Genomic DNA, 20,801 nt, shown 5'->3' with positions numbered 1-20,801 from the left:
TCGGCGACCGGATCCGGTCAATTCCCCCGGCGTTCGGGCGGGAGTCACTACGGTGAGCGCCAATCGGGGAAGGTGGTCCACGGGTGGGTGCAGGTGCCGTCTTCAAGCGCGACCGGCTGACGGGGCAGATCGCCGTCGGCGTCGTCGGCGCGGTCGTGATCGCCGCCGTCGTCTACGGGGTCGGCGCGGCCAGCGCGAAGTACGACCTCGCCGACGTCGGCGCCTGGCTGTCCGCGCGGACGAAGGGACTGGTCGTCCACGTCAACGGCCTCGCGGGCAAGGTCGACGGCAAGGCGCCGCTGCCCGCGGGCGCCCGCGGCAACCGGATCAAGGTCGTGCAGGACGGGACGACGATCCTCATCGTCGACCAGGAGACCGGCGTCGTCAGCCGGCTCGACCCCGCCCAGATGAAGATCGCCGGCAGCGCCGGGCTCGGCGCCGGGATCCAGGTCCTCGCGCAGGACGGCCGCGCCTACACCGTCGACTCGGTGAACGGCGGCGTGCAGCAGCTCGACGCGATCACCCTGCAGCCCGCCGGCGAGCCCGCCCGGCTCGATCCCGTCCTCGGGCAGGCCGGGATCGGCGCCCGCGGCGACCTGTGGGTGCCGGTGGCCGTGCACGGGCGCCTCGCCGGATTCCGGGACGGGCGGCTGCGCGAGCCCGTCGACGTCGGCGAGCCCGGCCACGACCTGGCCCTCACGATCGCCGCCGGCACCCCCGTCGTCGTCGACTCCACCGCCGCGACCGCCACCGTCGTCGAGCCGTCCGGCACGCGGCTGACGATCTCGCTGCCGTCCAGCGTCCGCGAGGCCGGGCGCGGCGGCGTGCTCGCCCCCGCGGTCGCCGACGGCGCGATCGTCCCGATGCTGGTGCCCGGCACCGGCTCCCTCGTCACCCTCGACACCGGCACCGGCCGCTACACCAGCACGCGCCTGCAGATGCCCCGGCACCGCTACCGGGCGCCGCAGGTCCTCGGCACGAAGGTGTACATCCCGGACGAGACCGCCGGGGCCCTCATCGTCTACGACACCGCGGCCAAGCGCTTCGAGAAGCCGGTCACGGTCGGCCGCCCGAAGTCGCCCCTCGAGGTGTTCGTCAAGGACGGCCTGCTGTGGGCGAACGACCCGGACGGCCCGGGCGCCGTCGTCATCGACCGCGGCGGCGAGACCAAGGCCGTCGACAAGTACCGCGAGGAGGTCGCGGGCGGCGAGCGCCGCCGGATCCCGCTCCCGGGCACCGGGGACGCGCCCCCGCTGCCCGGCACCCCGCCCCGCCCCGGCCGGGACCCGGTGCCGCCGTCCGGCTCCCCGCGGGAACCGGGCGCGCCCACCGCCCCGTCCAACCTCGCGGTCGCGCCGGGCGACGGGACCATGCAGGTCTCGTTCCAGCCCTCCCAGGGCGAACGCATCACCGGCTACACGCTCAAGGACCTCCCGGCCGGCCTCACCGCGACCCCCGCCGCCATCGCGCCGAACGCCCCGCCCGCCTTCACCGTGACCGGCGGCGACTGCGGGCAGGAGTACACGTTCCGCGTGGCCGTCCGCTACACCGACCCCCAAGGGCGGGCGAAGGAGGTCCTCTCCGCGCCCAGCGACCCCGTGCGCCCGTGCCTGACGCCGGGCGCCCCCACGAACGTGGCCGCGAAGGCGACGTCGTCCGGTACCGCGGTGACGTGGGCCGCACCCGCGGGCGGCGGCGCGTCCCGGTACAAGGTCGAGTGGACCGGCCCCGTCTCGGGCTCGAAGGTCGTCACCGGAACGTCCACCGCCCTCACCGACATCTGGACGAACGGCGCCTACACGTTCACGGTCACCTCCATGAACGCCGCCGAAGCCGGCTCGGGCACCACCGTCGACGTCCAGTTGGAGGGACCGGACCAGGCGCACAAGGTCATCCTCAACCAGAACTCGACCGGTTACATCCGCGCAACGCCGGATGGCCACAATGGTGCCGTTGTTGGGGAAATGGTCAACAATAACGGCGACAGCATCACCGTTCACTGCCAGGTGAAGGGCGCCGCCTACACCCACCCCTCGGACAAGAACTACTCCGGTAACACCTACACGCAGATCACGTGGAAGGGGAAAACCGGCTACATCCTCAACTACCTTGCGGACACCTACACCTCGGGCAATTGGGATGTCCTCGCGGGGCCGCCGATCTGGGAGTGCGCCGGCTGAGCCGCCCTCCGCGCCGCCCGAGGTCGAAGGCCCCGTCCCGCTCCCGGGACGGGGCCTTCGCGGTTCCGGGATCAGCTCCGGGCCTGCTGCACGCAGGCGACCTTCGACCAGGCCACGTCCGGGGAGGCGCCCTGGTTGACGCGCAGGACCGCGCCGATCCGGAAGCAGTTGTCCTCGTTCGGCACGAGCGGCGAGACGGCCGTCTTCGTCGAGCCGGGGGCCACCGACTTGATCGGCTCCGAACCGGCGGGGTCCCGCTGGATCAGCAGCGGGAGCTCGCGCGCGGCCGGGGGCAGCTTCCAGGCGAGCACCGCGCCGTTCGCCGCGGCCGCGGCCCGCAGCCCCTGCGGGCGCGCGGCGGCGATCTGCTCGGCGCTGATCGGCTCGGGCGGCGCGGACGACGCCGGTGGCGCCGGGTCGCCGCCGCCCGCGGCCGGCGTCCGCGACCTCGGGTGCTCGCCGCCGGACGCGATGAGCGCGCCGACGCCGAGCGCGAGGCCGCCGACGAGCGCGACGCACACGGCGACGATCAGCCCGCGGGACGGCCCGTCCTGCGGCCCCGTGTGCGGTGCGGGCGGTGCGGTCGGGTGCGGCTGCGGGGCCCCGTCGTACGCGTACTCCGGACGGGACGGCGCGGCGCCCGGGTGCCACGGCGAGGTGTCGGAGTTCGGCGCCGGGGCGGCCGGGCCCGGGAGGGCCGGCGCGGGCCCGCGGGCCGTCGGCGCCCACTCCGGGACGGGCGGCGGGCCCGAGGCGTCGGGGAACGACGGCCGCCCGGTCGCGGGGAACGTCCCGCCGGTGTCGGAGAACGGCACCGGTCCGGCGCCCGTCGGGTGCGGCAGGGTGGACATGCCGCTGTGCGCCACGTCGGTGACGGGCAGCCCCAGTTCGGCCTGCACCTTCTGCAGGGCCTGCGCGAACTCGACCGCGCTGCCGAACCGCTGCTCGGGCGTCTTCGCCATCGCCCGTCCGATGACCTCCTGCAGCCGCCGCGGCACGTCCGGGCGGGGGATGGCCGGCGGCGCCTCGTTCATGATGCGCAGCATCAGGAACGCGATGCCCTCGCCGGGCGGGCCCTTGAACGCGGGCCGGTCGGCGAGGAGCTGGTACAGCGTCGAGCCGAGCGAGTAGATGTCGGCGCCGACGCCGGGCTGCCCGCCCTGCAGGATCTCGGGCGCGGCGTGGTGCGGGGTGAACGCCTGGGTGTGGGTGGCGTCGAAGGAGTCGACCAGCCGCGCGATGCCGAAGTCGGCGAGCGCGGGCTCGCCGTACCGGGACAGCAGGATGTTCTGCGGCTTGACGTCGCGGTGCAGCACGTCCGTCTCGTGGGTGGCGGCGAGCGCGCCCGCCGTCTTGACGCCGACGCGGAGCACCTCGGCGACGCCGAGCGGGCCCTCGCGGGCGAGCCGGTCGGACAGCGCGCCGTGCTCGAAGTACTCCATCGCGATGTAGGGGCGGCCGGAGCGGGCCGTGCCGGTGTCGAGCACGGTCACGATGTTGGGATGCCCCGACAGCCGTCCGGTGATCTTGCATTCGCGCTGGAAGCGCCGCATCGCGGCGTCGTCGACGGCGCTGATCGACAGCACCTTGAGGGCGACCATGCGGTCGAGGCGCTCCTGGTGCGCGCGGTACACGACGCTGAAGCCGCCCTCGCCGACCTGTTCCACCACCCGGTAGCCCGGGACGTCCTCGGTCATGCGTCGGGGGATCCTTCTCGGTTGCGTTCACCGCGGCGGGGGCGCGGACGTCCGGGGCGTCCCCCGGAAACCCCCAGGGTAGTACGGGGACGAAACGGGCGTGGGCGATCTCCGGCCGACCCGCTCGCGGGGCCACGCCGGCCATCCGCACGGGTCGTCCGCACGGCACGTCCACCACGCATGCCGCCTGCGCGCCGAGCCCGCGGAGGGTCCACGGCGGACCATCCGCGCGGCGCGTCCGCGGGCGGGGCCACGGCGGGTCAGCGACGTGGGCCGTCCGCGCAGCGCGTCCACGGCGGTCGTTCGCGGGGCGCGGCCATGGTGGGGCGGGCATGGGGGCCGGGGATTCGTCGCCTGTTCGTCCGGAAATCGCACGACATATTCTTTGGCCTTCGTCAGTGTTCCCCCAATTCGGCTCCGCGCCGGTCGGTGCGCCCCATAATCTCGGGTCCGCGAACGGGGAAACGCAGGGAGCGGAGTGGCGCGCCGTGATGGAAGATGTCCTGACGGGTTCGGAGGCGGGAACGCCCGCGGCCGAATCGGCGTACGGCGACCTTGTCCGAATGGCGTATTTCGTTCTGCCGGGCCGGGGCAAGCGCGTCTACCGGCTGGCGATCGCCCGGCGGATCGTGGACGGCACCGCGCGCGGTGCCCGCGACCGCTCGGCGGCCGGGCTGGCCCGCCGCCGCACCCGCGTGCTGCGCCGCGCGATGCGGCCGTCCCGCCGGCTGCAGATCGGCCTCGGCCCCTGGCTGCGCGCGCTGCCCGCCCGGCTGCCCGACCCGGCGCTGACCGTCGCGCTCGCCAAGCTCGAACCCGGCGTCCGCGTCGCCTACGTGCTCCTGCACATCGAGGGGATGCCGCGCTTCGCCGTCCGCGACCAGCTCATCGAGCTGCGCGTGCGCCGCCCCTGGCAGGTGATCGAGGCGGCCGACGCGGTCGAGGCGCCGCCCTCGCGGCGGCCCGCGCGGTTCGAGCCGGTGCCGGTCCGGCCCGTCCGGAACCGGTCGGTGCTGCCGCTGGTCACGGCCGCCGCCCTCACCGCCGTCCTGGTCGGCGCCCTGGTGGTCACCGAGCGCCCGCCCGCGGCGCCCGCCGCGTCGCTGCGGCTCGTCACCGCCGCGCCGGACGCCTGGCGCACCGTCCGGTCCCTCGACGCCTGGCCCGCGCGCGGCGACCTCGTCCGCGACGACGTGTTCCTGCGGGAGGCCGCCACCGCCTGGGCGGCGGAGACCGGCGCGGACCGGCCCGGCGACGCCGCCCAACTCCTCTACGCCGGGCGTGCCGCCGGCGGGCCGCTCGCGGTGATGCGCAGCGGCACCCGCCTCGCCCGCTACACCCCGGCCGGGCTCGAGGTACGCCTCGCGGGCGCCGACCCCGCCGCCCCGATCGCGCTGCCCGGAGGCCGCTGGCTGCTCGCGCCCTGGGACGCCGCCCCCGAGACCCTCGACGGTGCGGCCCTGGCGGTCCGCGACGGCGTGACCGCGCCCGTCGCGCCCGCGACGCCCTGCGGCCGCGGTCCGCTGTTCCACGTCGGCTCCCACACCGTCGGGGCGCTCGGCGGCCCGCGCGCGCCCGTCCTGGCCTACCGCTCGCCCGACCACCGGACGACCGACCCCCGCTCGCTCGACCGCCGGACGTCCGGCGCCGCGCCCGCGGAGCGGCTCGGGCCCGCGGGCCGCGACTTCTGGAACCGGCTCGGCTGCCTCACCGCCGAGCGGGACCGGCCGGTCGCCGAGGCGGTCGCGTGGGACTTCTGGGCCGGACGGCTGCCGCACGGCGGGGGCCGCGCCGACTGGACGTGCACCCGCCTCGCGTTCGCCGACGGGACCGGTTCGTCCGAGGCGATGCTCCTCACCCGGGACGAGCCGATCCGGACGGGCGCCTGCGACGTGCGGCGCCCGGTGAGCGGCACGTGGTGGACGGCGCCGGACGGCGCCCGCCGCTACCTCGCCGCCGCCGCGCGCGGCCTCACCCCGCACGCGGACGGCGGACTGCGCACCCGCACCGAGGGCCGGCTGCTCGTCGGCACCTCGCCCGACCCCGGCGGCGCCGTCCGGGTCACCGCCCGGGACCGCGACCGCTGACCCGCGTCAGCATCCGCTTACGCCGATGGTGCACACTGGGGGGACCGAACGACGTTCAGCGAAAGGGTCGCGAGATGGGCAAAGGTCCGCTCTCCGGAGTGCGGGTGATCGAGCTGGCCGGGATCGGGCCGGGGCCGTTCGCCGCGATGCTGCTGGCCGACCTCGGCGCCGAGGTGATCCGGGTGGAACGCGCCTCGGCCGTCGGCGGCGGGATGGCCACCGACTTCACCAACCGCGGCAAGCGGTCCGTCGCGGTCGACCTCAAGTCCGACCGGGGACGCGACGTCGTCCTGCGCCTCGTCGAGAAGGCGGACGTGCTGCTCGAGGGCTTCCGGCCGGGCGTCACCGAGCGCCTCGGCATCGGCCCCGACGCGTGCCTCGACCGCAACCCCGCCCTCGTCTACGGCCGGATGACCGGCTGGGGCCAGGACGGCCCGCTCGCGCAGAGCGCCGGCCACGACATCGGCTACATCGCCGTCACCGGCGCCCTGCACGCCATCGGCCGCGCCGGCGGCCCGCCGCAGGTCCCGATGAACCTCCTCGGCGACTTCGCGGGCGGCAGCATGTACCTCGTCGTCGGCGTCCTGTCGGCCCTGCTGGAGTCCCGGACGAGCGGCCGCGGCCAGGTCGTCGACGCCGCCATCGTCGACGGCACCGCGCACCTGTCCACGTTCATCCACGGCTTCCTCGCGGGCGGCATCTGGGAGGACCGCCGCGGCGTCAACATGCTCGACACCGGCGCCCCCTGGTACGACGTCTACGAGACGGCCGACGGGAAGCACATGGCGGTCGGCGCGATCGAGCCCCAGTTCTACGCCGAGTTCGTCCGGCTGCTCGGCCTCGACGGGGAGGACCTCCCCGGGCAGCACGACAAGGACCGCTGGCCCGACCTGCGCGACCGCTTCGCCACCGCCTTCAAGGCCCGCACCCGCGACGAGTGGGCCGAGGTCTTCCTCCCGAGCGACGCGTGCGTCGCGCCCGTCCTGTCCCTGGAGGAGGCGAAGGAGCACCCGTTCAACACGTCCCGCGACGTCTTCCCGGAGCTCGGCGGCCGCCGCCAGCCCGCCCCGGCCCCGCGCTTCTCCCGCACCCCCGCCGAGACCGACGGCGTGCCCGTCCTCCCCGGCGGCCAGACCCGCGACGTCCTCACCGACCTCGGCTTCGACGACGTCGACGCCCTCCTCGAGTCCGGCGCCGTCGCCCAGGCGTGACCCGCGACGACGCCCGGCGGCCGAAGGGCCGCCGGGCGTCGTCACCGGACGTCACCTCATCCGGCACCGGGGTCGGGCACCCCGAGGTGCTTGAGGATCGCGTCGAGCTTCCGATCCTGGGCCGCCAGCCGCCCGTCCACGTGGTCGAGCCGCCCGTCCATCTTTTCGAGCCGCCCGTCCATCTTTTCGAGTCGCTGGTCCACCTGGTCGAACCGCCGGCTGTGCTCCGCCAGTGTCCGGCCGTGCGTTTCCAGCGTCTTCTGGATCTTCTTCACGTCCGTCTGGAGCTGACCGACGGCCTTGCCGATCTCCTGGATCCGGCCGCTGAGCGCCTCTGCCTGACCGGGGCCCGCCCAGGTCTCCAGTGTCGTCACTCGGTCCTCCAGCTTGGTGACTCGCTCGTCCATGGTCGTCATGTTCATTCTCCATGCTCGTAGCCGGTCCTGCACTCGGACACGAGAAGTTAGCGCCCGGACGAGTTCGGTGAAGGGTGATTACATTAAGTAGTTGATTTGTCGCGTTTTTGGGTTCTAAACCCTGCAGAATTCTGTCCGTTCTGACGGATTGGTCGCTCGGGGCGGCGGGTCGAGGGGAGGGTGAGGGCGACGGCGGCGGCCACCAGGAACAGGACGGCGCCTACGGCGAGGCCCGTCGCGTAGCCGTCGGCGACGGACGCCGGGGAGGCGGGGTCCGCGGTGTGCCGGGCGGCGACGGTGGCCAGCGCCGCGAGGCCGACGCACCCGCCGAGCTGCCGGGAGCTGTTCAGCAGGCCGGACGCCGTGCCCGCCTCGTGCGGGGCGACGCCCGTCGTCGCGGCGGCGGCGACCGGTGCCAGGACGAGGCCGAGGCCGACGCTGGTGAGCACGGACGGGCCGAGCACGTCGGCGGCGAACCCGCCGTCCGGGCCGATCAGCGAGAACCAGCCGAGTCCGGCGGCGGCCAGCAGCGTGCCGGGGAGCAGCGCCGCGCGCGGCGAGCGGGCCGCGCCCACGCGGGTGGCGACGACCGTCCCGGCCACGACGCCGACGGTGAACGGCAGGAAGGCGGCGCCCGTCGCCGCCGCGCCCATGCCCAGCACTTCCTGCATGTACAGGGAGACGAAGTAGAACGCCGCGAACTGCCCGGCGGCGGCGAGGAACACGATCACGTTCGCGCCCGCCGTCCAGCGGCTCCGCAGGAGGCCGAGCCGGACGAGCGGCGACGCCGTCCGGGCCTCCGCGACCGCGAAGCCCGCCAGCAGGGCGGCCGCGGCGGCCAGCGTGCCCAGGGTCGCGGGCGACGCCCAGCCGGCGACGTCGGTGCGGACGACGCCGAACACCAGGAGGCCGGTGCCGCCGGTCGCGAGGACGGCGCCGAGGACGTCCAGCCGCTCGCGCCGCCCGTCCCGCGCGTCGGCGGTGACGCCCGCGGGCACCAGCGCCAGGGCCGCCGCGACGATCGGCAGGTTGACCAGCATCACCCAGCGCCAGCCCGCGTACTCGGTGAGCACGCCGCCCGCCAGGACGCCGAGCGCGCCGCCCGCCGCGTTCATCGCGCTCCACACGCCGAGCGCCCGGACGCGTTCGCGTCCCTGGGGGAAGGTCGTGGTGATCAGGGCCAGGGCGGCCGGGGCCGCGGCGGCGGCCGCTGCGCCCTGCCCGGCCCGTGCCGCGACGAGCTGCCACGGGGCCTGCGCGAGGCCGCCGAGCAGCGAGAACAGGGCGAAGGCCGCCAGCCCGGACACGAACAGGCGGCGCCGTCCGTACAGGTCGCAGAGCCGGCCGCCGAGCAGCAGGAAGCCGCCGAAGGTGAGCGCGTAGGCGTGCACGACCCAGGACAGGTCGACGGGCGAGAAGCCGAGGGACGCGCGCACGTCGGGCAGCGCGACGTTCATGAGGGCCATGTCCATGGCGAAGAGGAACTGTGCGACGGACGCCGCCGCCAGGACCGCGCCGGGCCGCCCCCGTGTATTTTTGTACATGTAAGAAAAATAGCCGCCCGGCCGTCCGCCGTCCAGTCCGGGGCGGGGCGCGGGTGCGGGATGATGGGGGGATGTCGCAGCGCAAGGGCAGGCCGCCGCGTTTCTCGCGCGCGGAGATCGTCGAGACCGCCCGCCGGATCGTGGACGCCGAGGGCGTCGACCGGCTGACCATGCGCCGGCTGGCCAAGGAGATCGGCGGCACGCCGATGGCGCTCTACCACCACGTGCGCGACAAGGAGCAGCTCCTCGTCCTGCTGCTGGACGACTACGCGGCGCGCAACCTGCTCCGGCCCGACCTGCCGGACGACCCGCGCGAACGGGTGGTCGTCGTGGCGGCCGCCATCCGCCGGACGCTCGCGGCCTGCCCGTGGCTCGTCGAGGTGCTCACCGCCGACGACCTGATGTCGGAGTCCGCGCTCTGGTTCGTCGAGCAGATCATGGACGGCCTGGTCGCGTGCGGCCTCACGCCCGAGCGGGCCGTGCACGGCTACCGGGCGGTCTGGTACTACACCGTCGGCGAGATGATCGTCCGCGCTGCGGGGGAGCGGCGGCGCGTGTCCGACGACCGCCCCACCTACCGGGAGCGGGTGTTCGCGGACGCCGACGCCGCCGAGCTGCCGCGCGTCGCGGCGGTCGCGGGACGCTGGGCGGAGCTGACCGCCGAGGACACCTACCTCGACGGCCTCCGCGCGCTGGTCGACGGCCTCGTCGCGGGCGCGCGCCCGGCGGGCGCCGGGGCGTGCTGAACGGCGGCCGGGTCAGAGCCCGAGGCGCTTCGCCGCGATCTCGTTCATGATCTCGTTGGTGCCGCCGCCGATGCCGAGGATGCGCGCGTCCCGGTAGTGCCGCTCGACCTCCGACTCGCGCATGTAGCCCATGCCGCCGTGCAGCTGGACGGCCTCGTGCACCACGTGCTCGCACGCGTAGACGGCCGTGTTCTTCGCGTACGCCGTCTCGGTCAGGACGTCCTCGCCCGCCGCGTACCGCTCGGCGACCGAGCGCGTGTACACGCGGGCGACGTCGACCTGCCGGGCCATCTCGGCGATCTTGTGCCGGACGAGCTGCCGCGACGCCAGCGGACGGCCGAACGTCTCGCGCTCGCGCACCCAGCCGAGGGTGAGGTCGAGGCAGCGCTGCGCGGTCGCGTACGCCTGCACGGCCAGCGACAGCCGTTCGGCGACGAAGTTCTGCACGATCTGCAGGAACCCGCCGTTCTCCGGGCCCACGAGGTTCGCCGCGGGGACGCGCACGTCGTCGAACGACAGCTCGGCCGTGTCGGAGCACAGCCACCCCATCTTGCGCAGCGGCCGCGAGACGCCGAACCCGGGGGCGCCCTTCTCGATGACCAGCAGCGAGATGCCCTCGAAGCCGGGCCCGCCGGTCCGGACGGCCGTCGTGACGAAGTCGGCCCGCACCCCCGAGGTGATGAACAGCTTCGCCCCGTTCACGACGTAGGCGTCGCCGTCGCGCACCGCCGTCGTCCGGATGCCCGCGACGTCCGAGCCGGTGCCGGGTTCGGTGACGCCGAGCGCGCCGATCATCTCCCCGGCCAGCACCGGCCGCGCGAACCGCCCGATGAGGTCCTCGTTCCCGGACGCGATGATGTGCGGCAGCGCGATCCCGTGCGTGAACAGGGACGCGACGAGCCCGCTCGACCCGCCCGCCCCGATGATCTCCTCCGTCACCACCAGCGGATCGATGACGTCCCCGCCCGACCCGCCCGCCGCCTCCGGGAACCCGGCGCCGAGCAGCCCCGCCCCGGCGGCGCGGGCGTGCAGGTCGCGCGGCAGCTCCCCGGCGTCCTCCCAGCCGGCCAGGTGCGGGACGATCTCCTTGGCGGTGAAGTCGCGGACGAGCTCGCGCAGCGCCGTGCGTTCGGGGGTGTTCCAAATGCTCATCGCGCCTCCAGCCGTGAGAACCGAATTCGGAATGTAACAGCGGTCAGGCGGGCGTCGTCGCGGGGGAAGCCGCCGCCAGCAGGTTCAGTCCCGCCGCCGCGAGCGGCGCGCCTCGCGCCGGCAGCGCAGCCACCAGGACGCCGCCCAGCGCGAACCCCGCGATAGGGGCGAGTGGACCGACCCCGCGGGCGTCCCCGCAGCCGGATCTCGCGTCGGGACCGGGGGAGCGGGACGCCCCGCGGAGCCGGGGCTTCGCGGGGCGTCCGGGCGGCGGGTCAGGCGGTGGCCTCGGCCACCGCGTCGGCCCAGACGGCGAGGGCGTCGTCGATCTGCTCCTCGTTCACCACCAGCGGCGGGATCAGCCGGACGACGTTGCCGTGCGCGCCGCACGTGAGCAGCAGCAGGCCGCGGTCGGCGGCGGCGCGGTGGGCGCGCTGGGCGGTCGCGGCGTCGGGCTCGCCGTCGGCGGTCGTGAACTCGCCGGCCTGCATGAGGCCGAGGCCGCGGACGTCGCCGATGACCGGGTGGTCGGCGGCGATCTTGCGCAGGCCGTCGTTCAGCCGGGCGCCGAGGCGGGCCGCGTTGCCGACGAGGTCCTCCTCGCGGATGACCTCCAGGGTGGCGAGCGCGGCGGCGCACGACACCGCGTTGCCGCCGTAGGTGCCGCCCTGCGACCCCGGCCACGCCTTCTCCATGACCGCGGCGGGCGCGGCGATCGCCGAGAGGGGGAATCCGCTGGCCAGCCCCTTCGCGGTGATGAGGACGTCGGGGCGCATGGCGCTGTGCTCGTGGCCCCAGAACTTCCCGGTGCGGCCGTACCCGGTCTGCACCTCGTCGACGATGAGGAGGGCGCCGTGCCGGTCGGCCCGCTCGCGGAGCCCCTCGAGGAACGCGGGCGGCGCCGGGATGTAGCCGCCCTCGCCGAGGACCGGCTCGACGACGAACGCGGCGGTGTCGGCGGCGGGCGAGGTGGTCGCGAGGACGTAGTCGAGCTCGCGGAGCGCGAACCGGACGGCCTCGTCCTCGTCCCACCCGTACCGGTACGCCTGCGGGAACGGGGCGACGACGGCGCCGGGCATCAGCGGGCCGATCCCGGCGCGGAACTTGGTGCCGGCGGTGGTGAGCGCGGCGGCGCCCATGGTGCGGCCGTGGAACGAGCCGTGGAAGACGACGATGTTCTGCCGTCCGGTGGCGTGCCGGGCGAGCCGGATGGACGCCTCCACGGCCTCGCTGCCGGAGTTGAGGAAGAACACCGAGTCGAGGCCGGACGGCAGCACGCCGCCGAGCGCCTCGACGAGGCGCAGGAGCGGCCGGTGCATGACCGTCGTGTACTGGCCGTGGATCAGCGTGGCGACCTGCTCCTGCGCGGCCGCGACCACGCGCGGGTGGCAGTGGCCGGTGTTGGTGACGCCGATGCCCGCGGTGAAGTCGAGGTACCGGCGGCCGTCGCCGTCGTAGAGGTACACGCCCTCGCCGCGCTCGGCCAGGACGGGGGTCGCCTGCTTCAGCAGAGGTGACAGCGTCGCCATCGGAGTCCCTCTCGGTAGATTGTCGACAATCGACAGCCTAGGCCACCGCGCCCCTCCGGACGGAGGGGGAGGGGCCATGAATGTGGCCGTGGGGCCAGTCTTTACCCGGCCTCCTTCCGAAGCCTCTGGATGGAGTCGGTCATGTGCTCCTCGATGAGCCGCATCAGCCGCTCCTCCTCCCCGTCGCCGATGGCGTCGACGATGCGCCGGTGCTCCTCGACGAGGTCGTCCGGCTCGGGGTAGGTGTCCTGCAGGGCGTTGAGGCACATCCGCGTCTCGACCAGCAGCGTGTGCGCCATCCGCTCGAGGCGCTGGCTGCCGGACGCGCTCACGAGCACCTCGTGGAACGCCTGGTCGGCGTCGCTCATCTTCACGCGGTCGCGCTCGCGCGCGGCCTCGACCAGGCCCTCCAGGGCGTCGGTGAGCCGGGCGACGGCCTCGCCCCGGTTCCGCTCCATGATCAGCTTGCCGGCGGCGCGCTCGATCGCGAGCCGCGCCAGGTACACGTCCTCGACGTCGCCCTCGTCCAACGTGATCACGAACAGCCCCCGGTGCGGCTCGCTGACCAGCAGGCCCTCCTGGACGAGCCGCTGCATCGCCTCCCGCAGCGGCCCGCGGCTGATGCCCAGCCGGGCGGCCAGCTCGGCCTCGCCCAGCTGGTCGCCCGGCTCGAGCGAGCCGTACATGATCGCGGCGCGGAGCTCGTCGGAGACGAGTTCCACGGTGGACTTGCGGGGAACGGGTTCAAGCTCGCCCAATCGGCTCATGGGAGGTCACCTTTCGTCAGAGCCTCCAGGCCGGACGTCCGGGCGCCGCTTCGGGGACGGGCGCGGCGAACAGCCGGCCGAAGCCGGTGCGCGGCCGGAACCCGCCGGAGGGCGACTCGCCGCTCGCGAGCCGGAGGCCCTCCCAGACGCTGACCTGGTTGGCCGTAAGGACCGGTTTGCCGACCCGTGCCTCCAGCTCGTCGAGCCAGGACACGGTGTGCAGCGCGGTGTCGGGCACCAGCACCGCCTCGGCGTCCGGGTGATCGTTGGCCGCGACGAAGGCGAGGACCTCCTCGCGGCCGAGGGTGCCGACCTCGGCGGCGGTGACGATGCCCTTGCAGGACAGCGACACCACCGTGACGCCGGCGCGGGCGAGGAAGTCGCCGAACTTCTCGGCGACGTCCTCGGGGTAGGTCGCGGCGACCGCGACCCGGGTGAGGCCCAGGGCGCGGGCCGCGTTCACGAAGGCGAACGACGTGCTGGACGCCGGCATCCCGGCGGCCCGCGCGACGCCCGCGACCTGCTGTTCGGCGCCCTCCCAGCCGAAGACGAAGCTGCCGCTGGTGCAGGCCCACACGGCCGCCGCCGCGCCGGTCTCCCGCAGCTTGCCGGCGCCGGCGGCCAGGACGTCCGGGCCGCCGACGTCGAGGAGGGCGTCCACGCGGTGCGCGTCCTCGCGCATCAGCGTGTGGACGACGGGCAGGCGGACGTCGCCGAGGGCGGCCTCGATGGCCGGGTAGTCGTCCTCGGCGCTGTAGCCCGGGTAGAGGAAACCGGCACTCAGTTCGGTTCGCGACATTGTCGACAATCCTACTCTCGAGGTCGTGCGGGTCAGGCGGCGGTCGGGCTGCCGAACTGCACCAGCGACTGCCCGGCGCCGTTGGCGGACCGGCCCATCGCGCGCAGGGCGGAGCACATCGTGACCTGGTTGGAGGTGAGCACCGGCTTGCCGATCATCTGCTCCAGCGGCGCGATGATGTCGTAGGTCGGCACGTTGGTGCAGCTGATGAACACGGCCTCGGCGTCCGGCCGGTCGACCGCGGACACCGCGCTGACGACCTCGCCGTAGCCGACCTTCCAGATGTGGCTGAGCAGCCCCATCCCGACCGACGACACCACCTCCACGCCGTGCTCGCCCAGGAACGACACGAGCCGGTCGGTGACCGTGTCGATGTACGGCGTGACGACCGCGACGCGGCGGACGCCGAGCATCCGCAGCGACTCGACCAGCGCGCCGGACGTCGTCGCCGCCGCGGGCGCGCCCGCCGCCAGCATCGTCTCGTGCAGGGTCTCCTCGCCCGCGCGGCCCCGGATGAAGCTCCCGGACGCGCAGGCGAACGCGACCGCGAGCGGCTCGGGGGCCAGCACGTCGCGGACGGCCTGCCGGACGATCGAGTGGTCCGACAGCGCCGACGCCATCTCGACCGTGACCGGGACCGGCACGTACGGCAGCCGGGTCATGAACAGCGACACGTCGTCGGGCGTCCAGCGCCACAGTTCGCGGTCGAGCGCGAAGTCGAAGGGCGCGACCACGCCGATCCCCTGCTGGGCGAGCAGTTCGGGACCGACGACCAGCGTGGGGTCGAATGTCATCTGGGCGGCCACCGCTCTAACCTTCGTGCCGGCGGTAGACGAGCCGCTCGCCGACGCCGCCGGAGCGCCAGACGTCGTTGCACGCCTCGGCCATCCGGTCGAGGCCGTCGACGATCGTCGCGTACACGTTCCCCGGCACCCAGCCGACGTCCCCGTTCAGCAGCAGGTTGTTGCGGCCGTAGAAGATCGCCAGGTCGATGACGCCGGGCAGTTCGTGGATGTTCTTCTCCTCCTTGAACTTCCGGTCGAGCATCCCGCCCGGGAAGGAGAAGAGGACGACGTCGCCGGGGATGGGCGTGACGGTGGGGTTCTCCTGGCCGATCTCCTCGTCCGAGAAGTACTCGACCATCGTGTAGACCTCGTTGCGCGCGTACTTGGCGTGGTACGCGTCGCCGCCTTGCGGCAGCGCGCGCCACACCGCTTCGCAGGTGCGCGGCGCGTCCTTCTCCAGGAGCTCCGCGACGCACGAGACGCCGCGCCGCTCGAGGGAGATGGTCATCAGCTTGGGCATGCCGGGCCTCCCCGTGAACAGGGGGTGGGCGAGAGCGTCGCCACCCGAAAGGACTCTTGCTCTTGCGTTAGAGCGCTTTGGGATCCGTCCTGGCCATGCTTGGGCAGCGGTTGCGACGGTCTTGCAGCACGATCAGCGCGGTCGGTGGGCCGATCGTCGGCCGCGCTGATTGTTGACAATCCTACGAAGCCTTCCTAGCGTGTCAATGCCTCCCCGAGTTGCCATCTCGTAAACTCCCGGAACCCCGAAAGCAGAGCCGATGCAGCAGCCTTCGACCGCAGCCGGTGCACCGCCCGTGGTGGCGGTGCTGACGGGGGACGTCGAGCCGTCCGGGATGGCCGACGTGGAGAGCCGGGCGGACGTCCGGTACGTGCGCGCACCCGACCTCGCCGCCGCCGTTTCGGAGGCCGACGCGGTCTTCGTATGGGATTTCCTCTCCGACGCCCTCGCCGCGGCGTGGCCCGAGGGGGACGGCGCCCGGACGCCGCGCTGGGTGCACATCGCCAGCGCCGGCGTCGACAGGATGATGTTCCCGGGGCTGATCGAGAGTGACACCGTCCTCACCAACTCGCGAGGCGTGTTCGACGAGCCGATCGCGGAGTACGTCCTCGGGCTGGTGCTGTCGTTCGCGAAGGACCTGCACGGGACGGTCCGGCTGCAGGCGGAGCGGCGCTGGCGGCACCGGGAGACCGAGCGGGTCACCGGCCGGCGCGCGCTCGTCGTCGGGACCGGCCCGATCGGCCGGGCCGTCGCGCGGCGGCTCGCCGCCTGCGGGCTGCGGGTGAGCGGCGCGGGCCGCACCGCCCGCACCGGCGACCCCGACTTCGGCGACGTGCACGCCGCCGACGACCTGGCCGGGCCGCTCGCCGAGGCCGACTACGTCGTGCTCGCCGCCCCGCTCACCCCGCGGACCCGCGGCATGATCGACGCCGCCGCGCTGGCGCGGATGCGGCCGTCGGCACGGCTGATCAACGTGGGCCGCGGCGCGCTGGTCGTCCAGGACGACCTGGTGGCGGCGCTGCGGGACGGGCGGATCGCGGGCGCGGCCCTCGACGTGTTCGAGGAGGAGCCGCTGCCGGAGAAGTCCCCGCTGTGGGATCTGCCGAACGTGATCGTGTCGCCGCACATGTCGGGCGACACGGTGGGCTGGCGGGACGAACTGGTCGAGCTGTTCGTCGAGAACTTCGACCGCTTCGCGACCGGACGGCCGCTGCGCAACGTCGTGGACAAGCGACTCGGCTACGTGGGGACGGGTGCCCCGCGCCGCCCGGAGGGGGTAGGACGATGACGGACCCGGCCGACCTGACCGCGGCCGAACTGGTCGACGGCTACCGGGCGGGCGCGCTGTCCCCGGTGGAGGCGGCGCAGGCCGTCCTCGCCCGCATCGAGCGGGACGACCCGCGGATCAACGCGTACTGCCTGGTGGATCCGGACACGACCCTCGCGATGGCGCGGGCGTCCGCGGAGCGGTGGCGGCGCGGCGCGGTGCTCGGCCCGCTGGACGGCGTGCCGGTCTCGATCAAGGACGTGCTGCTCACCGAGGGCTGGCCGACGCTGCGCGGCTCGACGACGATCGACCCGTCCGGCCCGTGGACCGAGGACGCCCCGTCGGTGGCGCGGCTGCGCGCGCAGGGCGCGGTGTTCGCGGGGAAGACGACCACGCCCGAGTTCGCGTGGAAGGGCGTCACCGACTCGCCGCTGACCGGCGTCACCCGCAACCCGGCCGACCCGTCGCGGACGGCCGGCGGGTCGTCCGGCGGGGCGGCGGCGGCCGTCGCGGCGGGCATGGCGCCGCTCGCGCTCGGCACCGACGGCGGCGGCTCGGTCCGGATCCCCGCGAGCTTCACCGGCACGTTCACGATCAAGCCGACGTACGGGCGGATCCCGCACTACCCGGCGAGCCCGTTCGGGACGCTCGCGCACGTCGGGCCGATGACCCGGACCGTCGAGGACGCGGAGCTCCTGCTGGACGCGGTGTGCGGCCCGGACGCCCGCGACTGGTCGGCGCTCGCGCCGCCGGCGGCCCCGTTCCGGCTTTCCCCCGCGGAGCGGGAGCCGGACCTGACGGGCCTGCGCGTCGCCTACAGCCCGGCGCTCGGGTTCGCGGAGGTCGACCCGGAGGTCGCGGCGCTGGCCGCGGCGGCCGCCGAAGCCTTCGCCGAGCTGGGCGCGAAGGTCGAGGAGGCCGACCCCGGCTTCGGCGACCCCGTGGCGGAGTTCGAGGTCCTGTGGTTCGCCGGGGCCGCGAAGGTCGTCGAGCATCTGACGCCCGAGCGGTTCGCGGCCCTCGACCCGGGGCTGCGGGAGATCTGCGAGCAGGGCGCCCGGTACTCGGCGCTGGACTACCTCGCGGCGACCGCCCGCCGGATGGAGCTGGGCCGGATCATGGGCCTGTTCCACGAGCGCTACGACCTGCTCCTCACCCCGACGATGCCGATCCCGGCGTTCGAGGCGGGCGCGGAGGTCCCGGCGGGGTCGCCGTCCCCGCGCTGGACGGGCTGGACCCCGTTCACGTACCCGTTCAACATGACGCAGCAGCCCGCCGCGAGCGTCCCGTGCGGGACGACCGCGGCGGGGCTGCCGGTCGGGCTGCAGGTCGTCGGCGCCCGCCACGCCGACGCCCTGGTGATGCGGGCCTGCTCCGCGTTCGAGGCCGCCCGCCCCTGGTGGCCCTGACGCCGCGCCCGCCGGTCAGGGCCGGTCGAAGACGATCACGGCGCGGCCCCGATGCGTGCCCGCGTCCATCGCGGCCAGCACGCCGGGCGCCTCGTCGAGCGTGATCGGGGCGACGTCCGGGACGATCCCGTGCGCGGCGGCGAACGCGAGGGTGTCGCGCAGGTCGTGCGGGGACCCCGACGGGCTGCCCATGATCCGCCGCCGGTGCAGGACGAGCGAGACGGGCGGCACCGACGCCTCGGCGCCGTCGAAGCCGAGGAACAGCAGCGTCCCGTCCGGGCGCAGCCCCTCGAACGCGGCCAGCGCCGCCGCGGTGCTCGGCGCCGTGTTCATGATCAGGTCGGCGCCGCCCCAGGCCCGCAGGGCCTCGGCCGGGTCCTGCTCGTCGGTCGCGACGTACAGTTCGGCGCCGAGGGCCGCGGCCTCCGCCTCGGCGCGGCGCGACCGGGACACGACGGCGACGCGGGCGCCGATCGCCGCCGCGAACCGGACGGCGAGCGTCCCGACGCCGCCGGTGCCGAGCACGGCGACCTTCGACCCGGCGGTGGCGCCGCCCTGCCGGAGCCCGTTGAACGCGGTGATCCCGGCGCACATCAGCGGCGCGGCGGCGACCGGGTCGAGGCCGTCGGGGAGCGGGGTGACGAATCCGGCGCGGGCGACGAAGTACTCGGCGTACCCGCCGTCCCGGTTGACGCCGGTGACGTGCTTCGGGCCGCCGGTGCACAGGATCTGGTCGCCGCGGACGCAGTTGTCGCAGCGCCCGCAGGAGTCGTGGATCCAGGCGGCGCCGACCGGGGTGCCGGGCGCGGGCCAGGACACCCCGTCGCCGAGCGCCTCGACGACGCCGGTGATCTCGTGGCCGGGCACCGTCGGGAACGCCCCGAAGGGGTAGTGGTCGTGGAGGTGGTTGACCTCCGAGAAGCACATCCCGCACGCGGTGACCCGGACGAGGATCTCCCCGGGGCCGGGCGCGGGCACGTCGCGCTCGACGATCTCCAGCGGCTTGCCCGGTGCGGTGAGAACGGCGCTGCGCATGGCTGCGCTCCCTTCGTCGTTGCGGTGGCGGCCGCGCCGACCGCCGCTAACGACGATATAGCAACTCTTGTAGCTCTGCTATAGAGCGCCGACGGTCCGGGCGCGCGTTTGTGCAGGTCACACCGCCATATCGGTGCTCGCAAATTTTCTGTAGCATCGTTGTTGTGACTGTGCAGAAGGACGTCGACGCGCGGGAGCGGATCCTGCGGGCCGCGGCGCGGCTGGTCGCCGAGTCGGGCGGCGAGGCCGTCTCGACCCGGGCCATCTGCGGCGCCGCCGGAGTCGGGGCGCCGACCCTCTACCACCACTTCGGCGACAAGCGGGGGCTGCTCGACGCCGTCGCCGCGTACGGGTTCGAGCGGTACCTGGCGAGCAAGCGCGCGCAGCCCCGCACCGGCGACCCCGTCGAGGACCTGCGCCGGGGCTGGGACCTGCACCTCGAGTTCGGCCTGTCGAACCCGGAGCTCTACACCCTCATGTACGGGACCGCCCGCCGCCCGCCCGCCGCCGCCGAGGCCCACGAGATCCTGCTCGGCCTCATCGGGGCCGTCGCCCGCGCGGGGCGGCTGCGGGTGCCGGTCGAGATCGCCGCCCGCATGGTCCACGCGGCGGGGACGGGCGTGGTGCTGGCGCTGATCGCCGGTGAGGGCGACCCGGCCCTGCCCGCGCGCATGCGCGACGCCCTCTTCGCCGCGCTGATCCTCCCCGCCGGGCCCCGGGACGGGACGTCCGGCGGTGCGGCGGGCGGCGCGGACGGCGCCGGGGACGGCGGCGCGCCGGCCCTCGCCATCGCGCTGCGGGCCGCGCTCGCCGACGAGCCCGCCGCCGGGCTCACCCCGACCGAGAACGCCCTGCTGGGGGAGTGGCTCGACCGGATCGTCGGCGGGCCCGCCGCGCACCGCCCGGCCGCGCCGGCCGGCGCCGATCCCGGCTAGCCCCGCTCGTCCGCGCCAGTCCCGCTGGCCCCGTCAGTCCTCGATGGCCTTGCGGGCGCGGTCGTCCTTCGTGCCCTTGCGGGCGCGGCGCTTGACGTTGACGCCGCCCCAGAACGCGAACCCCTTGACGACCACCTTGGGGGCGCCCGGCTCGCCGGGCCCGCTGGCGCGCCCGTCGAACCCGCCCATGATCCCGAGGCCGCGGACGTGCACGGCGACGTCGTCCGGCACCACCACCTCGACGCCGCCCATGATCGCCCACGCGTGGATCGTCGTCTCGCCCTCGGTGAACCGCGCCTCCCGCAGGTCGATCTTGCCGCCGCCCCACCACGCGAACGCGAAGAAGGAGCGGGGCGCGTTCCACACGCCCGACCGGCGGAACCCGCTGAGGACGCCGATCCCGGTCTTCCACGTGGGCGCGCCGTCCACCGGACGGTGGTCCGCCCCGACCACCGGCGGCGGGGCCGCGGCGGCGCCGGTGGCGGGCAGGTCCCGCGTGAGGGGCTGCAACTCGGCGTACGTCTTGGCCGCGTACACCGCGTCGAGGCGCTCGTCCAACTCGGCGAGCGTGAGCCGGCCGTCGCCCGCCGCGTCCCGCAGGATCTGCGCCACCCGGTCCCGATCGGTGTCGGACGCCCGCATCTCCGGCGTCCCGGACGTCCCGGCATGGTCGGGGAGGTTCGTCATGGAGCCAGCCTAATCCGCCGGGACGCCCGCGTGCA

The 20,801-nt window shown here is 74.7% G+C and carries 18 protein-coding genes; 7 read left to right on the top strand and 11 right to left on the bottom strand.

Going from position 1 to position 20,801, the window contains the following annotated elements; translation table 11 throughout:
* Positions 1–83 precede the first annotated feature (83 nt).
* Positions 84–2,180, top strand: coding sequence for a fibronectin type III domain-containing protein (locus H505_RS0100485; RefSeq protein ID WP_026400391.1), 2,097 nt, complete (start codon positions 84–86; stop codon positions 2,178–2,180).
* A 71-nt stretch (positions 2,181–2,251) separates the two neighbouring features.
* Here H505_RS0100485 and H505_RS47170 read toward each other — a convergent pair whose 3' ends face one another.
* A complete protein-coding gene (locus H505_RS47170) occupies positions 2,252–3,877 on the bottom strand; it encodes a serine/threonine-protein kinase (RefSeq protein WP_051299970.1) in 1,626 nt (541 codons plus the stop codon).
* 563 nt (positions 3,878–4,440) lie between these two features.
* Here H505_RS47170 and H505_RS0100475 point away from each other — a divergent pair.
* Together H505_RS0100475 and H505_RS0100470 are read left to right on the top strand one after the other, a co-directional pair.
* Positions 4,441–5,964, top strand: coding sequence for a hypothetical protein (locus H505_RS0100475; protein WP_026400390.1), 1,524 nt, complete (start codon positions 4,441–4,443; stop codon positions 5,962–5,964).
* A gap of 74 nt (positions 5,965–6,038) precedes the next feature.
* Complete coding sequence (locus tag H505_RS0100470) at positions 6,039–7,175, top strand: CaiB/BaiF CoA transferase family protein (RefSeq protein WP_026400389.1); 1,137 nt, start codon at positions 6,039–6,041, stop codon at positions 7,173–7,175.
* Between the two features lie 56 nt (positions 7,176–7,231).
* On the opposite strand, the gene H505_RS0100465 is transcribed toward H505_RS0100470, so the two are convergent.
* Positions 7,232–7,582 (bottom strand): hypothetical protein, encoded by a 351-nt coding sequence (locus H505_RS0100465; protein ID WP_157432848.1) that lies wholly within the window; start codon positions 7,580–7,582, stop codon positions 7,232–7,234.
* 92 nt (positions 7,583–7,674) lie between these two features.
* Positions 7,675–9,135: an MFS transporter gene (locus H505_RS39055; RefSeq protein ID WP_051299968.1), complete on the bottom strand. Its 1,461-nt coding sequence runs from the start codon at positions 9,133–9,135 to the stop codon at positions 7,675–7,677.
* A 71-nt stretch (positions 9,136–9,206) separates the two neighbouring features.
* Here H505_RS39055 and H505_RS0100455 point away from each other — a divergent pair, with 71 nt between their 5' ends.
* A complete protein-coding gene (locus tag H505_RS0100455) occupies positions 9,207–9,881 on the top strand; it encodes a TetR/AcrR family transcriptional regulator (RefSeq protein ID WP_026400387.1) in 675 nt (224 codons plus the stop codon).
* Between the two features lie 12 nt (positions 9,882–9,893).
* Here H505_RS0100455 and H505_RS0100450 read toward each other — a convergent pair whose 3' ends face one another.
* From H505_RS0100450 to H505_RS0100425, 6 genes are all read right to left on the bottom strand, one after another.
* Complete coding sequence (locus H505_RS0100450) at positions 9,894–11,033, bottom strand: acyl-CoA dehydrogenase family protein (protein ID WP_026400386.1); 1,140 nt, start codon at positions 11,031–11,033, stop codon at positions 9,894–9,896.
* A 275-nt stretch (positions 11,034–11,308) separates the two neighbouring features.
* Positions 11,309–12,562 (bottom strand): aspartate aminotransferase family protein, encoded by a 1,254-nt coding sequence (locus H505_RS0100445; protein ID WP_026400385.1) that lies wholly within the window; start codon positions 12,560–12,562, stop codon positions 11,309–11,311.
* A gap of 101 nt (positions 12,563–12,663) precedes the next feature.
* Entirely contained in the window at positions 12,664–13,329 is a 666-nt protein-coding gene (locus tag H505_RS0100440; RefSeq protein ID WP_026400384.1) for a GntR family transcriptional regulator, read from the bottom strand.
* A 16-nt stretch (positions 13,330–13,345) separates the two neighbouring features.
* The gene (locus H505_RS39050) at positions 13,346–14,128 is read right to left on the bottom strand and encodes a maleate cis-trans isomerase family protein (protein ID WP_051299965.1); all 783 of its coding nucleotides are present in this window, start codon (positions 14,126–14,128) and stop codon (positions 13,346–13,348) included.
* Between the two features lie 32 nt (positions 14,129–14,160).
* On the bottom strand, positions 14,161–14,922 hold the full coding sequence (locus tag H505_RS0100430) for a maleate cis-trans isomerase family protein (protein WP_034516244.1): 762 nt from the start codon (positions 14,920–14,922) through the stop codon (positions 14,161–14,163).
* A 16-nt stretch (positions 14,923–14,938) separates the two neighbouring features.
* Positions 14,939–15,421, bottom strand: a complete 483-nt coding sequence (locus H505_RS0100425; protein ID WP_199748066.1) for a DUF3830 family protein — start codon at positions 15,419–15,421, stop codon at positions 14,939–14,941.
* A 271-nt stretch (positions 15,422–15,692) separates the two neighbouring features.
* On the opposite strand from H505_RS0100425, the gene H505_RS0100420 reads away from it, so the two are divergent.
* Together H505_RS0100420 and H505_RS0100415 are read left to right on the top strand one after the other, a co-directional pair.
* Entirely contained in the window at positions 15,693–16,721 is a 1,029-nt protein-coding gene (locus tag H505_RS0100420) for a D-2-hydroxyacid dehydrogenase (RefSeq protein ID WP_034516059.1), read from the top strand.
* Positions 16,718–18,109 (top strand): amidase, encoded by a 1,392-nt coding sequence (locus H505_RS0100415; RefSeq protein ID WP_026400380.1) that lies wholly within the window; start codon positions 16,718–16,720, stop codon positions 18,107–18,109. Before H505_RS0100420 ends, H505_RS0100415 begins: the two co-directional genes overlap by 4 nt.
* Before the next feature lie 15 nt (positions 18,110–18,124).
* Here H505_RS0100415 and H505_RS0100410 read toward each other — a convergent pair whose 3' ends face one another.
* Positions 18,125–19,144 (bottom strand): alcohol dehydrogenase catalytic domain-containing protein, encoded by a 1,020-nt coding sequence (locus H505_RS0100410; RefSeq protein WP_026400379.1) that lies wholly within the window; start codon positions 19,142–19,144, stop codon positions 18,125–18,127.
* Between the two features lie 164 nt (positions 19,145–19,308).
* On the opposite strand from H505_RS0100410, the gene H505_RS39045 reads away from it, so the two are divergent.
* A complete protein-coding gene (locus tag H505_RS39045) occupies positions 19,309–20,079 on the top strand; it encodes a TetR/AcrR family transcriptional regulator (RefSeq protein ID WP_051299963.1) in 771 nt (256 codons plus the stop codon).
* A gap of 33 nt (positions 20,080–20,112) precedes the next feature.
* On the opposite strand, the gene H505_RS39040 is transcribed toward H505_RS39045, so the two are convergent.
* On the bottom strand, positions 20,113–20,766 hold the full coding sequence (locus H505_RS39040; RefSeq protein ID WP_051299962.1) for a DUF1707 SHOCT-like domain-containing protein: 654 nt from the start codon (positions 20,764–20,766) through the stop codon (positions 20,113–20,115).
* Positions 20,767–20,801: the final 35 nt, after the last annotated feature.

This window comes from Actinomadura rifamycini DSM 43936, from assembly GCF_000425065.1.
Taxonomy (GTDB): domain Bacteria; phylum Actinomycetota; class Actinomycetes; order Streptosporangiales; family Streptosporangiaceae; genus Spirillospora; species Spirillospora rifamycini.
Note: the sequence above shows the minus strand (reverse complement) of the source record. Positions and strands in the feature narration are given on the sequence as shown.

Excerpts from the sequence above, each read along its gene's own strand:
- H505_RS47170 (WP_051299970.1), bottom strand. The coding sequence starts at position 3,877 with ATGACCGAGGACGTCCCGGGCTACCGGGTGGTGGAACAGGTCGGCGAG.
- H505_RS0100475 (WP_026400390.1), top strand. The coding sequence starts at position 4,441 with ATGGCGTATTTCGTTCTGCCGGGCCGGGGCAAGCGCGTCTACCGGCTG.
- H505_RS0100470 (WP_026400389.1), top strand. The coding sequence starts at position 6,039 with ATGGGCAAAGGTCCGCTCTCCGGAGTGCGGGTGATCGAGCTGGCCGGG.
- H505_RS0100465 (WP_157432848.1), bottom strand. The coding sequence starts at position 7,582 with ATGGACGAGCGAGTCACCAAGCTGGAGGACCGAGTGACGACACTGGAG.
- H505_RS39055 (WP_051299968.1), bottom strand. The coding sequence starts at position 9,135 with ATGTACAAAAATACACGGGGGCGGCCCGGCGCGGTCCTGGCGGCGGCG.
- H505_RS0100455 (WP_026400387.1), top strand. The coding sequence starts at position 9,207 with ATGTCGCAGCGCAAGGGCAGGCCGCCGCGTTTCTCGCGCGCGGAGATC.
- H505_RS0100450 (WP_026400386.1), bottom strand. The coding sequence starts at position 11,033 with ATGAGCATTTGGAACACCCCCGAACGCACGGCGCTGCGCGAGCTCGTC.
- H505_RS0100445 (WP_026400385.1), bottom strand. The coding sequence starts at position 12,562 with ATGGCGACGCTGTCACCTCTGCTGAAGCAGGCGACCCCCGTCCTGGCC.
- H505_RS0100440 (WP_026400384.1), bottom strand. The coding sequence starts at position 13,329 with ATGAGCCGATTGGGCGAGCTTGAACCCGTTCCCCGCAAGTCCACCGTG.
- H505_RS39050 (WP_051299965.1), bottom strand. The coding sequence starts at position 14,128 with ATGTCGCGAACCGAACTGAGTGCCGGTTTCCTCTACCCGGGCTACAGC.
- H505_RS0100430 (WP_034516244.1), bottom strand. The coding sequence starts at position 14,922 with ATGACATTCGACCCCACGCTGGTCGTCGGTCCCGAACTGCTCGCCCAG.
- H505_RS0100425 (WP_199748066.1), bottom strand. The coding sequence starts at position 15,421 with ATGACCATCTCCCTCGAGCGGCGCGGCGTCTCGTGCGTCGCGGAGCTC.
- H505_RS0100420 (WP_034516059.1), top strand. The coding sequence starts at position 15,693 with ATGCAGCAGCCTTCGACCGCAGCCGGTGCACCGCCCGTGGTGGCGGTG.
- H505_RS0100415 (WP_026400380.1), top strand. The coding sequence starts at position 16,718 with ATGACGGACCCGGCCGACCTGACCGCGGCCGAACTGGTCGACGGCTAC.
- H505_RS0100410 (WP_026400379.1), bottom strand. The coding sequence starts at position 19,144 with ATGCGCAGCGCCGTTCTCACCGCACCGGGCAAGCCGCTGGAGATCGTC.
- H505_RS39040 (WP_051299962.1), bottom strand. The coding sequence starts at position 20,766 with ATGACGAACCTCCCCGACCATGCCGGGACGTCCGGGACGCCGGAGATG.